The following is a 13235-nucleotide window of genomic DNA, read 5'->3' as shown; positions in this document are numbered from 1 at the left end:
GCTTCTGGGAACATTCGGGCAGGTGCCGTGCACCCGATAGACCGGATCGGGTGGGTGCGTCGGATAGTCCGGATGGGATAGCTTCGACGGTATGAGCCCAGGACGTCCTGTCATCCCCGGTGCGGATAAGGTGCGGCGCACGTTGACCGACCAAGGGGGCGAATCGCCGTCGCCCGTTCGAGGAAGCGAAGCGGAGGCTTCGAGCAGTGGGCGGGAAGTAGCTGCGTACGGTGCCACCTCTGCTCAAAGCGGCCTTGTGCCGCTCACGATCAGGCGTCGGGCACTCAAGCCTGACGACGTCGAGATCGACATCGACTTCTGTGGCCTGTGCCATTCCGACGTGCACGCGACGCGCGGCGAATGGGGAGAGCGTCCGTGGCCGCTCGTTCCGGGTCACGAGATCGTTGGGCGCGTGCGTCGGGTAGGCGACGACGTGCGGTCTTTTAGTGTGGGGGAAAGGGTCGGGGTCGGCTGCATGGTCGACTCGTGCGGGGAGTGCGAGAACTGCCTCGACGGGGTCGAGCAGTTCTGCGATCGTGGAAACGTCCTCACGTACGGTTCAGTAGACCCGCGCAACGGCGGGGAGATCACTCAAGGGGGCTACGCGCAGCGGATCGTGGTGACGGAGAAGTTCGTGCTCCACGTTCCCGAGGCCCTCGACCCGGCCGCCGCGGCGCCCCTCCTGTGCGCCGGGATCACGACCTATTCGCCCCTCCGTTATTTCGGGGTCGAACCTGGCGAGCGGGTCGGCGTCGTCGGGCTGGGAGGTCTCGGCCACATGGCCGTCAAACTCGCGAAGGCCATGGGGGCGGAGGTGACCGTCTTCACACGCTCGGCGCGGAAAGCCGACGCGGCGCGAGAACTCGGTGCGGACGGCGTCGTCGTCACGTCCGAGGCGGGCGCCCTTGAGGGCGCCCAGCGCACTCTCGACCTTGTGATCGACACAGTCGCCGCGCCTCACGACGTGAACCCATACCTGCAGACTCTTCGCCTCGACGGCGCGCTCTTCCAGCTCAGCCTCCCGTCCGGGACCATGGCGCCCGTCGATCCCGGGCTGCTCATCCGACGGCGGCTCTCCTACGGCGGCTCGCTCATCGGCGGGATCGCAGAGACGCAGGAGATGCTGGACTTCTGCGCTGAGCACGGCGTGACGGCGGAGGTCGAGCTCGTCTCCGCTGACGAACTCAATACGGCCTACGACCGTATGGTCGAGGGGGATGTCAAATACCGGTTCGTCCTCGACGCCACGACTCTGGCGAGTACGGGGACAGGTTCGGCTCAGGCCGAGGAGGGCGAAGAATGAGTACGATTTTCACGAAGATCATCGACGGCGAGATTCCGGGACGGTTCGTCTGGAAGGACGAGGACGTCGTCGCGTTCCTGACCATCGGGCCCCTCGCGGACGGCCACACGCTCGTGGTGCCGCGCGAGGAGGTGGACCGCTGGACGGATGCTTCGCCCGAGCTTCTCAGCAAGGTCATGCTCGTCGCCCAGCGGATTGGGCAGGCGCAGGTCCAGGCGTTCGACGTCGAGCGAGCAGGCATGATCATCGCAGGCTTCGAGGTCCACCACCTCCACGTACATGTATGGCCCGCGACGTCGGAGGCCGAGTTCAATTTCCAGCGGGCTCAGCACAACCCGGACCCGGCGACCATGGACGCAGCGGCCGAGAAGCTCCGGCAGGCCCTCCGCGATGGGGGCCACGGCGAGTTCGTCCCCGAGTCGTAGCCGAAAGTTCGCGAGGGCTACTACGCCGGCGCGAGCGCCTCGTTGAGCGCCTGCCGCACGCGCTTCTCCGAGACCTTTCCCGCAGTTCCGAGTTCGACGGCGAAGAGGCTCACCCTGAGCTCCTCGATCATCCAGCGCACCTTCTCGAGCTTCGCGCGGTTCCGGCCGGTGGGCGCGAGCGCGGCCACCGCGTCGTCGTAGTCGTCCTCGAGCGCCTGGACCGCCGCCATGGCGACCGCATCTCGCTGGACGTTGGCCGGCATCTTCTCGAGCCGCCGTTCGATCGCCCGGAGGTAGCGGGGGAGATGCATGAGCTGGGCGTAGCCGGTCCGCGCGACGAAGCCGGGATAGACGAGCTGCTCGAGCTGGGTCTTGATGTCGTTGAGCCCGCTCACGAGGGCAAGGCTCGTGGTCCCCTTGAGCTGCTTTGCGATCCGGTTGGCCGAGGCAAGGATCTCCTCGACGATCGCTGTCACGGCGAAGACCGTGTCGATGAGCTCCGCCCGCACGTGGTCATAGAGCGCGTCGAACGCCGCGCGATCCCAAGGCAGCGATGCCGGGACGAGCCGGTCGATCGCCGCGAGCACGCAGTCTGCGATGAGGTCCGCGACGCTCCCGTGCGGGTTCTGGCTGAACGTGAGCTTCTCGCGGTTGTTGAGGTGCTCGAGCACGTATCTGTCGGGCGGGGGAACGCGCAGCGCGAGGAGGCGGATGACGCCGCCGCGATGGGCCTGAAGCTGGTCGTCCTCGCTCTGGAAGACTCGCAGGGCCACCGTGCCTCGCGCCTTCGGCTGCCCCTTGGTGCCCCGTCCTTCGTCCACCAACGCGGGATAGCCGGTCACGGTGTGTCCGGCGACCACGGTGCTCGCCGTGCGCGGAATGCTCCCGACGCTCCATTCGGTCAGTCCGCTCCGTTCGGCCAACCCTGCGCCGTCGTCGCCCGCCGTCGTCGTGCCCCGTGCCGATGTGGCGCCCTTCGCCGACGATGACGACGACGCGAGCGCCCCAGCGTCTGCTGCCGAACGCTCGCCTCGCGGCTTCGACGACCGCGCGGACTTCGGCGTCGCCCCGAGGGATTCGGCGATGGCGCGGCGGGTTGCGGGTGCGAGCTGCTCTTGGAGCGATACGAGGTCCTTGCCTGATCCGAGCACCTTTCCCCTGGGGTCGACGACGTTGAACGACATCTTGAGGTGGGGTGGGACGGCCTCCCAGTTCCACGAACCAGGGGGGACTATCTGGCCCTTCACGCGGCGGAGGGCGAGTTCGAGCGAAGGTTCGAGCTCGTCCTGCTGCGGATCGAAGTCCGCGTCGAGGACGGCGACTGCCTGCCGCGCGACGTCCGGCGCCGGGACGAAGTTCTTCCGGACCTGTTTGGGGAGCGACTTGATGAGAGCCGCAACGAGCTCGACGCGCTGCCCCGGGATCTGCCACCGGAACGGCTCGGGGTCCAGCTGGTTGAGGAACAGGACGGACACCTCGGCCGTCACCCCGTCGTTCGGGTCGGGCGTTCCCCCTGGGGCGACGGGCTGGAACTCATAGCTCAGCGGGAGCTCGAACGATCCTTGCCTCCAGACCTTGGGGTAGGCGGCGTCGTCCACATCCTCGGCGCGCTCGCTCAGGAGCAGCGCCCGGTCGAAGTCGAGGAGGTGAGGGTCCTCCTGCTTGGCCTTCTTCCACCACGCGTCGAAGTGCCGCTCCGACATGATGGTCGCGGGAAGCCGCTCGTCGTAGAAGTCGAAGAGGGTCTCGTCGTCCACCCGAAGGCCCCGCTGCCGGACGCGCGTCTCGAGCTCGTCGACCTCTTCTAACAGCTCACGATTACGTCGGAAGAACGCATGATGCGTGCGCCAGTCGCCCTCGACGAGCGCGTGGCGAATGAACAGCTCGCGGGCGAGTGCCGGATCGACGCGCCCGTAGTTGATGCGGCGCTGGGCGACGACAGGAACACCGTAGAGAGTGACCTTCTCGTACGCCATGACCGAGCCCATGCGCTTCGACCAGTGCGGCTCCGAGTACGAGCGCTTGACGAGGTGCGGGGCCACGAGTTCGGCCCACTCAGGATCGATCTTTGCGGCCGTCCGTGCCCAGAGCCGGCTCGTCTCGACGAGCTCTGCGGCCATGACGTAAGTGGGGCTCTTCTTGAAAAGGGCCGAGCCGGGGAAGATGGCGAAGCGCGTCCCGCGGGCGCCCGCATACTCGCGCTTGCGCTCGTCAAGGAGCCCGATGTGACTCAGGAGCCCGGCGAGAAGCGAGATGTGGACGGCGTCGTGGTTGCCCACCGGATCTGTTTCCCTGCCCTGCCCAAGGCTGATGCCGAGCGGTCGTCCCAGCTGACGGAGCTGCTGGAACAGCTCCTGCCACTCCCGGACGCGGAGATAGTTGATGAACTCTGATTTGCAGAGCCGGCGGAACGCCGACGAGGAGAGCTCGCGCTGCTTCTCCTGAAGGTAGTTCCAAAGATTGAGGTAAGCCGAGAAGTCAGAGTTCTCATCCTTGAAGCGCGCGTGCTTTTCATCGGCCTGCTGCCGCTTCTCCGTGGGACGCTCGCGGGGGTCCTGGATGGTGAGCGCCGCGGCGAGAACCATGACCTCGCGCGCGCAGCCCCGCTTCGAGGCCTCAACGATCATGCGACCGAGCCGGGGGTCGACGGGAAGCTGGGCGAGCTGATGCCCGACGGCGGTCAGTCCGCCTGGGCGGCTGCCCTCCTTGCCGCGGCCACGGCCGTTCTCGCGCCCCCTGCCGAACTGTTCTGGTTGAGCTCCGGGCTCCGCCAGAGCGCCGAGCTCCCGGAGGAGCAGGACGCCATCGTTGATTGCGCGGGTCTCCGGCGGTTCGACGAAGGGGAACGCCTCAACATCCTTCGGTCCTCTCGCGATGCCCATCGCGGTCATCTGGAGAATGACGGCGGCGAGATTGGTCCTCAGGATTTCCGGGTCCGTGAATTCGGGCCTCGAGAGGAAGTCCTCTTCGGAGTAGAGACGGATGCAGATGCCCTCCGAGACGCGGCCGCAGCGGCCCGCGCGCTGGTTCGCGGAGGCTTGCGATACCCGTTCGATCGGCAGCCGTTGGACCTTTGTCCGATGCGAGTACCGCGAGATGCGGGCCGTGCCGGTGTCGATGACGTACTTGATGCCCGGCACGGTGAGCGAGGTCTCGGCAACGTTCGTCGCGAGGACGATCCGTCGTCGTCCCCCTGGCGTGAAGACGCGGTGCTGTTCCGCTAGCGAGAGCCGCGCGTAGAGCGGGAGGATCTCCGTCCCGGCGAGGCGGCGGTTCGATTGAATGCGGGCGCCGAGGGCATCTGCGGCGTCTCGGATCTCGCGCTCACCGGAGAAGAAGATGAGAATGTCGCCGGGGTCTTCGCGGGAAAGTTCGTCGACGGCGTCGCACACAGCGTCGAGGGGGTCCCGATCGTCCTCGAGCGCATCGTCGGACCGCGCGACGGTTGTCTCGTCGTCGTTCGCTGCGCCGGCGGCCGGTGCGTCGGCAACCAGCGGGCGGTAGCGAATCTCGACAGGATAGGTGCGGCCCGAGACTTCGAGCACGGGTGCCGGCTCGCTCGTTCCGTCGGGCAGCTCCCGCGCGAAGTGACGGGCGAACCTCTGCGGGTCAATGGTCGCCGACGTGATGATGACTTTGAGGTCCGGCCGTTGGGGGAGGATTCGCTTGAGGTAGCCGAGGATGAAGTCGATGTTGAGGCTGCGTTCGTGCGCCTCGTCGATGATGATGGTCGAGTAACGCCGGAGGAGACGGTCCCGCTGGATCTCGGCCAGCAGGATGCCGTCCGTCATGAGCTTGACCTTGGTTTCCGGGCCCACCTCGCCTGTGAAACGGACCTGGAACCCGATCTCCTGGCCGAGCTCGACACCGAGCTCGTCGGCGATACGCTCGGCGACCGTCCGGGCTGCGAGTCGCCTCGGCTGGGTGTGGCCGATCAGCCCCTTCTCGCCGAGGCCGAGTTCGAGGCACATCTTGGGGATCTGGGTTGTCTTCCCCGAGCCGGTCTCACCCGCGATGATGGTGACCTGGTTGGCGGCGATGGCCTCCATGAGCTCGTCGCGCCGCTCTGAGACCGGCAAAGCGCTGGGATAGGTGATCGTCAAGGCCATGGCTGATCCAGTCTAGTTGGCCCCTCCAAATCCCTAGGCTTCTACGCTGGCGCCACTCGAGCGGCGCGAGGCTGGTTCACCAGACGGCATCGCCTCGCAGAACAACGTCGCTTCCGCCGTCGACGTAAATGATCTGCCCGCACACGTGCGTGTTCTCCTCGCCGCCGAGCCACGCCAGCAGTCGGGCGACGACGATGGGATCAGCGATGCCGTTGAGGGGCATCGGGACGCTCTGCAGCAGGGCCTCGCGTCCCTGCTCCGTCGAGATGAAATCTGCTGTCATGGGGGTGGCGATGATGCCGGGAGCGACGGCATTGAGGGGGATCCCAGAACCGGCCCACCGTTGAGTCGCAGCCTCACGGCGCACCCAGCGGGAGAGGCCGAGTTTGGTGGAGGCGTAGATGAGTGCGCCCGTTGTAGCTGGTTCCTTGGCGAGCACCTCCGCCCGGGCAAGTGCCCCTGCCTCGTCCGCTGCTGAGAGCAGGCCGACGAGTTCTTCATCGCTCGGCATGAGGGCTGCCATCGACGAGACCAGGACTGCCCGCGGCGAGGGAGAGCCGAGCAGAAGCGGGCGGAGCCCGTCGAGTGTTGCGACGGTGCCGAAGAAGTTCACTGCCACGGTGGCCGAGGTCGGGGCGGCAAGGCCCGCGACGGCGAAGACGGCGTCGATCGAGCCTCCGCTGAGCTTGCGGACGCTGTCCACCAGCGCCAGACGGCCGTGCGCCGTCGAGAGGTCGGCCTCGACATCTGCGTCGTGGAGGTCGACGCCGATGACCCGTTCGCCGCGCTGCTCCAGCAGCTCCTTGGTTGCCTTTCCGATGCCGGAGGCGGCACCGGTGACGACTGATGTGCGTGACATGAGTCCTCCCATCCTTGTTTCTTTATGAGGTGGATGCTTGTGGGCTGGATTCCGCCGACGGGGCGGCTTCGCCCACAGTCCCAGAGTCGCTCTTACCGGGGACTTGGTTCAGAGGCGTAGGTCCCGGAATGCGGCTAACTACCGGTGGACCAAGGAACAGCTTGTATTTGTAGTGGCAGATACTTGTATTTTCGACAACCTGAATTTGACAGCGGCGGTCCGATCGCATCACGATCTATCTGACAAGCACCAGAGCGAATAAGTGGGGGACACAAATGGTGTCAGCAGCAAGAGCCTCTAATCCAGTCCGAACCAAGGCTGTTGCCGCCGCTTTGGCCGCGGCTGTCCTTCTTTCGACGCCTACTGTGGGACGACTGTTTTCAGCGACGCCAATCTCTCCAGCATCGATATCAGCCACCGGGCAGAAGTTGGGGGAATTGGGCCTCCGATCGATGACGCCTCTCCCGCAACTCAACGGTGTGGGCCTACCCTCCGGATCGGATGGGGTGATCAAAGACGGGCAGAAGCGTATCAACGTGGGGCCTCTCCTGAACTGGATTTGGTCCAATGCGCGTTACCTCTGGAATTCGATAGTCAATGCCGTTAGGTGGGGGTGGTCGTCCTTCGTCGGCTGGTGGAACGGTCTGAACGGCTGGGTACGCGGTGTATTCAGTTGGTTCGCCGGCGGAACACTCTGGGACATTTACGTCAGTCTCAGGCACTACTTCTTCGGGTGGTGACACCTTCCTTCGGTCCGACAGGGACGAGGAGCCAGCTCGGCAGACTCGTAGCCGCAGCCCTTGCGCTTCTCGGGATGGTGGCCCTTCTGCTCGCTTCGAATGCTGTCGCCTCAGCCATGGGGGCTTCCGAAGAGCTCGCGAACTCGGCTGCGCTCGCCGTCACCACGGCGATCACGAGTGTCGTGGTGAGAATTGGAGGCTTGTTTGCGCCCCAATTGTTTGGCCGTACACAATTTGTACGTCGACTGGGCATCGCCTCGGTCCTGGCGTCCCTCATTCTGGTCGCTGGATCGATTGGTGCAGGTCTCGCCGAGGAGAAGCTGCGAGCTCTCCTGTTGGTTCCGTCGGCGTTATTCGAAGAGCTGCTTTTTCGGGGCCTTCCGTTCCTGATCCTTACCTCGGGCCGGAAGCTTCGACGCCCCGTACTCGTCGCGGGCGTCGTCCTGACCTCATTCGTCTTTGCACTACTGCACCCCTCGCCGCACATCTCCGTCTTCTTCGATGCATTTGTTTTTTCTCTGCTGGCATTCGGGATGCTCTTGGCTACACATTCCATATGGCCGGCGGTTGCCTTCCATATAGTGGCCAACGCGACGGTTGCGACTTTCCCGGACGCCATCTTCGGTGGCGAGGCAAGAATTTCGACGGTCATCTTTGATGCAGTGCTAGGTGTGCTGATTCTTGCGTTTCTCGCCTTCTGGCTCAAGAGGGCGAAATGGAGGGAGGTGTCGCGATGAAACTCGAGGTCGAAGACATCTCCAAGTCCTACGGGGGGATTCAAGTCTTGAGCCACGTGGGCTTCTCGTGCGACGCGGGAACGATCATGGGTTACATCGGGCCCAATGGCTCTGGAAAATCCACCACTCTCAAGGTGATCGCCGGCCTTGTACGCCCCGATGCGGGCCGTGTTCTCATCGATGGCCAGCCCTATCGGTCGCTCGAGAATCCGGGCCGGAAGGTTGGCTTTCTCCTGGACCCGGGAGCGCACCATCCAGGAAGATCGGTGCGAGAGACGGTCACGCTCGCGGCCATGATGATGCGTCTCCCCAGAAGCCGAGTGGATGCGGTGTTGACCGAAGTCGGTCTTGCATCTGTGCCGGCGCGGAAGGTAGGCGCCCTCTCCCTTGGGATGCGTCAGCGCATGAGCCTCGCCATTGCGCTCCTCGGAGAGCCCGAGGTTCTGATTCTGGACGAACCGGCAAACGGCTTGGATGTCGAGGGAATGACGTGGCTCAAGAGGCTGCTGCGTTCGCTTGGGGACAAAGGCACGGCAGTCGTCGTCTCAAGCCACCTGCTGAATGAATTGGAGACCTACGTCGACAGAGCGGTCATCCTCGATCGCGGCCGGGTGGTGTCAGATCAGATCGTGCGGCGCGGGGCCGTGAGCGAGTGGAGCTTTGTCAGCGGCCCTGATTTGGATGAGATCGAAAAGGTTCTTGTTGCCCAGGGATTCGAGCACCGTCGAGGGGACGAGCCATCCGCTGGTCCAGGATTTCGGGTCCGCCGTACGGCGAACGAAATTGGCGAGGCAATGTGGTCGCGCCGGGTCCGAGTGAACCATCTCGGCCCAGCTGCAGCAGTGACGCTTGAGGCCCGGTACGGCGCGGTCACGTCGCCACAATTCAGGGCCGGTTCCATTGAGCACGCCATCGGCGACGGGGAGGAAACCTAAGATGCCAGCCTTCCTTTCGGGGCCTCTTGCCGTTGCTGTTCGGGTGGAGTCACGGAAGCTCGTGGACACTCGGAGTGCACGCTGGCTCCTCTTGGCGATGATTCTCGTCGGCCTGACGGTGATAGCTCTCGCGGCGGGACTGGCTGTCGAAAGAGGCGGCGTCTTGGAAGTGTCCCTCCTCTTGATGGGATTGGCACTTCCAGGAGCCATCGTCGCGCCCCTGCTTGCTATCCTTTCGGTGACTTCGGACTGGCAGCACAAGGACGTGATGACTTTCTACGTTCTGCAGCCGAGGCGGCTCGCGATCTTGGGCGCGAAGTACATCGCGGTCACACTTTTTGCGACGGCGGTCATGGCGGCAATCTGCCTCTTGGCGGTGCTCGTCGCGGTGGTGCTCGCGGGATTCTCCAGCCTCGAGGTTACTTACGCGGGCCTCGGGCAGGGGCTCTGGTACGCCGCCTGCGCCGTTCTGATTGGTTCGATCTCGGGCGCCGCGGTTGCTTCAGCCCTGATGTCAACGCCCTTGGCCGTTGTGGTCGTCCTGATCCAGTCCACAGTCGCCGATCTCTTGATCGGGCTGGTCCCCAATATCCCGACGTCGTATGTGCAGTCTTCAACGTTTTCCAATTTCCTCAGCGAAGGCGGCGAGGTTCTTCCCGCCCTGAGCTCCGCGGTGATCTGGATTCTGGTGCCGGCAGGAGTTGGAGCATGGCGGCACAGGCGTAGGGACGTGAATTAGGCAGGAGGTTGGCTGGGACATGACGAGAGGGTGTTATGGAAAGAGCACAAGCGAAAGAACTTGCCTCGGCACTGCGCAAACGCGGCGTCGGCGAGTCCGCCCTTCCGGGCTTGCTCGCGAAGGCAGACGAGATTTCAGTGGAGCAAGGCGATCGCTTCCGGCCCTGTCTCTTCGCAGAGCAGGTCCCGCGTTCGAAGCATCAGTCAACAGGAAAGATACTGGGGAACCTTGCGGCGTATTTCGCAATCCTCGCCCTCGGCGTGCCTCTCGCAGTCAAGCTGCTGACGGGCGCGTCCTTGGGGCTGCGCGGACAACTCGCCTATTTGGGGTGCGCGATTGTGATCCTGCTCGCGCTGGTCCTCACGGCCGCGAGCCTCGACCGAAGACTGCCTGCAGGATGGAAGCCGGAAGGCGATCCAGAGCGTAAGGCGTGAACCGGCCTCGCCGAAGTCGTTGCCTCTCATTGCCAAGAAGGCCCCGCCGACCAAGTCGGCGGGGCCTTTCGTGGTGCCCTCGATAGGATTCGAACCTACGGCCTTCTGCTCCGGAGGCAGACGCTCTATCCCCTGAGCTACGAGGGCCCGTCCGGGGGGACCCATTGAGCTTAGCAGGTGCTCACCCCGGCCACGCAAGCCGGCCGGCACGCAACCCGCCACGCCGTTGGAAGCCGCGGAAAGGCCAGCCGCCGCGCCTATTCGAGGTAGTTCTCGACGACGTCCTCGGATCGCGGAGCTGCCTCGTTCGGGTTCTCGCCGTACTGGCGCTTCGCACGCCGTTGCCGCAGGAGATCCCAGCACTGGTCGAGCTGCGCCTCGACGGACGTAAGCCGCCGGTGCTCCTCATCCTCGGAAATACTTCCGTCCCCGAGGGCCGAGCGCAGGCTGTGCTCTTCGTCGATGAGTTCCTTGATGCGGTTGTGGATGTCCTGGTCCATGCTCACTCCTTCCAGAAGGGGTATCCGCTCGTCAGCCTACGCCGATGGGCAGCCCGTCAGTAGCCCGAGAAGGCGTCGCGACGGACGTGCCGAGCCCCGGCAGCGCGCAACTCCCGCGCCACGGCTCCCACGAACGATGGCGGCCCGGAAACGTACGCCGTACGCGAAGCGATATCCGGAACGAGCTGTCGAAGCCTCGCGGCAGTGAACGGCGCGGAGCCGGCGTCCTCGGCGAAGTCTGCGGGAGCTCCGCCGTCGGACGCCCGGACGATGACCCGCGCGACGGAGGTTCGCAGGATGTCCGCGAAGGCGAGCTCATCGGGGTTGGGCACTGAGGCGACGAGCACGACGTCGCGCGCATCGCCCGAGTTCCGCATCGCCCTGAGCATCGAGGCGAACGGCGTGATTCCGATGCCTCCGGCGACAAGCAGGAGCGGCCGATCCACGTCGCGGGGGAGCACGAAGTCGCCCCCGACGGCTGCCAAGTACACCCTTTGGCCCGGAGTGAGGTTCATGAGAGAACGCTTGGAGTGCGAGACTGGCGGGGCGGTGCTCACGCCGAACGCGAGGATGTCGGAGGAAGGCGCACTCGTGAAGCTGAACGTCCTTCGGCTGCCAGCGCGGGCCGGGCCTCCTCTGGGAAGGGAGAGCTCGGCGTATTGACCGGCCGCGAAGCGCACGCGGCGTGACGGCACGAACACGAACTCGTGAGAGCTGGGCGTAAGGGTGCGCCTTTCCACGAAGCGAAGGCTCACGCCACGGGTCAGCCCAAATGCGAAGGCGGCGAGATTGCCGACGAGGAGCGCGAGCTCGGGCGAGCTTGAGACAGGGCCGAGGGCAAACGGCAGCGCGTACGCGAGGCCGATGAGCGCGGAATAACCGAGTTGATGGAGACGCCGGCCTGGCATCGTGAGCGGCTCAGAGAGCATGAAGCCGGCGAAGAAGACGAGCGGGCCCTGAGAAAGGGCCTGCCAGAGTGACGAGAGCGGGCTCACGCCGACTTGGGCGACGACCGCGATGGCGACGGCGAGGGCAACGACGGCGAACAGGCCGGCCATCGCGAGGCGCTGCACGCGATAGAGCACGAGGAGGGCGCCGGGGAGTACGAGCCACAGCATGGCAGGCGTCCCCACCCACCACGTGGCAGCCCCCCATCCGGTGAGGCCGACGACGAACGCACCCAGAGCAGCGGGATTGAACGCGTGGCGACCCCGAAAGGCCAGCAAGTACTTGGAGAGGGTGGCCGCGGTGGCTGCGAGCGCGGTGACGGCGAGATCGAGAGGAGCGAGGCTCGGCCAGAACAGGAAGTACAGCAGTAGGCCGGTGATGAGCGCGGAGTCCGGCTGCGGCGCGACGTGGGCCGCGGCCGCGGTGACCCGGTTGACGCCGTAGGAGACGGCAAGGCAGACAACAAGGGAAGCGAGCATGGCCGGGGCAGTGAAGGGCAGCCAGTCGAGGACGCCGAGCACCAGGCTGTAGGCCGCCAGGACGGCGAGGACCAGGACGACGAGGCGGTACATGGTGAGCCGCCCGAGGGCAGCGACGAGGCGCAGGCGCGCGGCGTTGGGCGCCGAAACAGTGGGCGTCACGAGAAAAGGCCTTCGAGGAAGACCTGGCTGCCCTCAGCATGACCGTCGGAAAAGACCTGGAGCCACTGAGGATCCGCTTCCGGGAATTCGGCCGTGAGCACGGAACCCGGCGCGACGAAGAGCGCGGTGGCGAGGGCGTCGGCGGTCATCGCGTCGTGGGCCATCGCCCAGGTCGCGACGACGGAGCGCACCGGGGAGCCGGTCCGCGCGTCGAGCAGGTGATGGAAGCCGTCTCCCCAAGCCCGACGGTTGCCTGCCGACGCGCAGAGCGCGCCTTGGGCCAGTTCAACGATTCCGATCGCTTCTTCCGGATCGTAAGGGTGCTCGAGCGCGGCTCGGATCGGTTCGGTTCCCGAGTGCAGGATGTCGCCGCTTCCGTCGACCACGTAGGCGTCGTGCCCGGCGTCATCGAGGATCCCGCCCAAGCGGTCGACGAGGAGTCCCTTTCCGGCCGCCCCGATATCGAGGACGGCAGGACGGGCGAGGACGACGGCGGTGCCTTCCCACATATGGTCGTCGTCCCAAAGAGGGGCAGGCTCGGGCGCACCGGTCGGTACGAGTTCGTAATGAGGGCCGTAGCCGAGGCGCTCGAGACTCGAGCCGATCCAGGGGTTGATCGCGCCGCGGGTGACCCTGTAGAGCCGGGCGTAAAGCCTGGCCAAGTCGGCGCTCTCGGAGGGCATGTCCCACCGGCCTCCATTTGCCCGCATCTGCGCTACGAGCGAGTCAGGCCGGAAGCGCGACCACACCCAGTCGAAGCGCTGGGTCTCCCTCAGCAGCTCCCGGCCGGTCCCGTCGTCGAGCTGGCCCTTCGTGCGCACCTCGAACCGTGTCCCGAGGGCGTCGAACGCGAACGTCTCCATCC

11 protein-coding genes and 1 tRNA gene are annotated in these 13235 nt (G+C 65.5%); 6 read left to right on the top strand and 6 right to left on the bottom strand.

Annotated elements, in window-relative coordinates:
• Positions 1-91: 91 nt before the first annotated feature.
• Positions 92-1303: an NAD(P)-dependent alcohol dehydrogenase gene (locus LK10_RS02985; protein WP_043119965.1), complete on the top strand. Its 1212-nt coding sequence runs from the start codon at positions 92-94 to the stop codon at positions 1301-1303.
• The gene (locus tag LK10_RS02980) at positions 1300-1728 is read left to right on the top strand and encodes an HIT family protein (RefSeq protein WP_043119964.1); all 429 of its coding nucleotides are present in this window, start codon (positions 1300-1302) and stop codon (positions 1726-1728) included. The genes LK10_RS02985 and LK10_RS02980 overlap by 4 nt, the downstream gene beginning before the upstream one ends.
• A gap of 20 nt (positions 1729-1748) precedes the next feature.
• On the opposite strand, the gene hrpA is transcribed toward LK10_RS02980, so the two are convergent.
• Both hrpA and LK10_RS02970 read right to left on the bottom strand, forming a co-directional pair.
• Entirely contained in the window at positions 1749-5837 is a 4089-nt protein-coding gene (gene hrpA / locus LK10_RS02975; RefSeq protein ID WP_043119963.1) for an ATP-dependent RNA helicase HrpA, read from the bottom strand.
• A gap of 76 nt (positions 5838-5913) precedes the next feature.
• Positions 5914-6696, bottom strand: a complete 783-nt coding sequence (locus tag LK10_RS02970) for an SDR family oxidoreductase (protein ID WP_043119962.1) — start codon at positions 6694-6696, stop codon at positions 5914-5916.
• Positions 6697-7432: 736 nt separating this feature from the next.
• Here LK10_RS02970 and LK10_RS02965 point away from each other — a divergent pair.
• The 4 genes from LK10_RS02965 (at position 7433) to LK10_RS02950 (ending at position 10281) form a co-directional block, all read left to right on the top strand.
• On the top strand, positions 7433-8173 hold the full coding sequence (locus tag LK10_RS02965) for a CPBP family intramembrane glutamic endopeptidase (RefSeq protein ID WP_156144003.1): 741 nt from the start codon (positions 7433-7435) through the stop codon (positions 8171-8173).
• The gene (locus tag LK10_RS02960; RefSeq protein ID WP_197061831.1) at positions 8170-9108 is read left to right on the top strand and encodes an ABC transporter ATP-binding protein; all 939 of its coding nucleotides are present in this window, start codon (positions 8170-8172) and stop codon (positions 9106-9108) included. Before LK10_RS02965 ends, LK10_RS02960 begins: the two co-directional genes overlap by 4 nt.
• A 91-nt stretch (positions 9109-9199) precedes the next feature.
• Positions 9200-9847 carry a hypothetical protein gene (locus LK10_RS20700; RefSeq protein ID WP_156144002.1) on the top strand — a complete coding sequence of 216 codons (648 nt, stop codon included), beginning with the start codon at positions 9200-9202 and terminating at the stop codon, positions 9845-9847.
• Positions 9848-9882: 35 nt separating this feature from the next.
• Positions 9883-10281, top strand: a complete 399-nt coding sequence (locus LK10_RS02950) for a hypothetical protein (protein WP_043119958.1) — start codon at positions 9883-9885, stop codon at positions 10279-10281.
• A 71-nt stretch (positions 10282-10352) separates the two neighbouring features.
• Here LK10_RS02950 and LK10_RS02945 read toward each other — a convergent pair.
• The 4 genes from LK10_RS02945 to LK10_RS02930 all read right to left on the bottom strand — a co-directional run bounded on the left by LK10_RS02945 (position 10353) and on the right by LK10_RS02930 (position 13233).
• Positions 10353-10428: transfer RNA gene (locus tag LK10_RS02945), tRNA-Arg, on the bottom strand.
• A 110-nt stretch (positions 10429-10538) separates the two neighbouring features.
• Positions 10539-10781 carry a DUF2630 family protein gene (locus tag LK10_RS02940; RefSeq protein ID WP_197061830.1) on the bottom strand — a complete coding sequence of 81 codons (243 nt, stop codon included), beginning with the start codon at positions 10779-10781 and terminating at the stop codon, positions 10539-10541.
• A gap of 56 nt (positions 10782-10837) precedes the next feature.
• Positions 10838-12370, bottom strand: a complete 1533-nt coding sequence (locus tag LK10_RS02935; RefSeq protein WP_043119954.1) for an FAD-dependent oxidoreductase — start codon at positions 12368-12370, stop codon at positions 10838-10840.
• Positions 12367-13233 carry an FAD:protein FMN transferase gene (locus LK10_RS02930; RefSeq protein WP_043119952.1) on the bottom strand — a complete coding sequence of 289 codons (867 nt, stop codon included), beginning with the start codon at positions 13231-13233 and terminating at the stop codon, positions 12367-12369. The genes LK10_RS02935 and LK10_RS02930 overlap by 4 nt, the downstream gene beginning before the upstream one ends.
• Between the last annotated feature and the right edge of the window lie 2 nt (positions 13234-13235).

It is taken from the genome of Sinomonas humi (assembly GCF_000802235.1).
GTDB lineage: Bacteria > Actinomycetota > Actinomycetes > Actinomycetales > Micrococcaceae > Sinomonas > Sinomonas humi.
Note: the sequence above shows the minus strand (reverse complement) of the source record. Positions and strands in the feature narration are given on the sequence as shown.

Excerpts from the sequence above, each read along its gene's own strand:
- LK10_RS02970 (WP_043119962.1), bottom strand. The coding sequence starts at position 6,696 with ATGTCACGCACATCAGTCGTCACCGGTGCCGCCTCCGGCATCGGAAAG.
- LK10_RS02960 (WP_197061831.1), top strand. The coding sequence starts at position 8,170 with ATGAAACTCGAGGTCGAAGACATCTCCAAGTCCTACGGGGGGATTCAA.
- LK10_RS02940 (WP_197061830.1), bottom strand. The coding sequence starts at position 10,781 with ATGGACCAGGACATCCACAACCGCATCAAGGAACTCATCGACGAAGAG.
- LK10_RS02930 (WP_043119952.1), bottom strand. The coding sequence starts at position 13,233 with ATGGAGACGTTCGCGTTCGACGCCCTCGGGACACGGTTCGAGGTGCGC.
- hrpA (WP_043119963.1), bottom strand. The coding sequence starts at position 5,837 with ATGGCCTTGACGATCACCTATCCCAGCGCTTTGCCGGTCTCAGAGCGG.
- LK10_RS02950 (WP_043119958.1), top strand. The coding sequence starts at position 9,883 with ATGGAAAGAGCACAAGCGAAAGAACTTGCCTCGGCACTGCGCAAACGC.
- LK10_RS02980 (WP_043119964.1), top strand. The coding sequence starts at position 1,300 with ATGAGTACGATTTTCACGAAGATCATCGACGGCGAGATTCCGGGACGG.
- LK10_RS02985 (WP_043119965.1), top strand. The coding sequence starts at position 92 with ATGAGCCCAGGACGTCCTGTCATCCCCGGTGCGGATAAGGTGCGGCGC.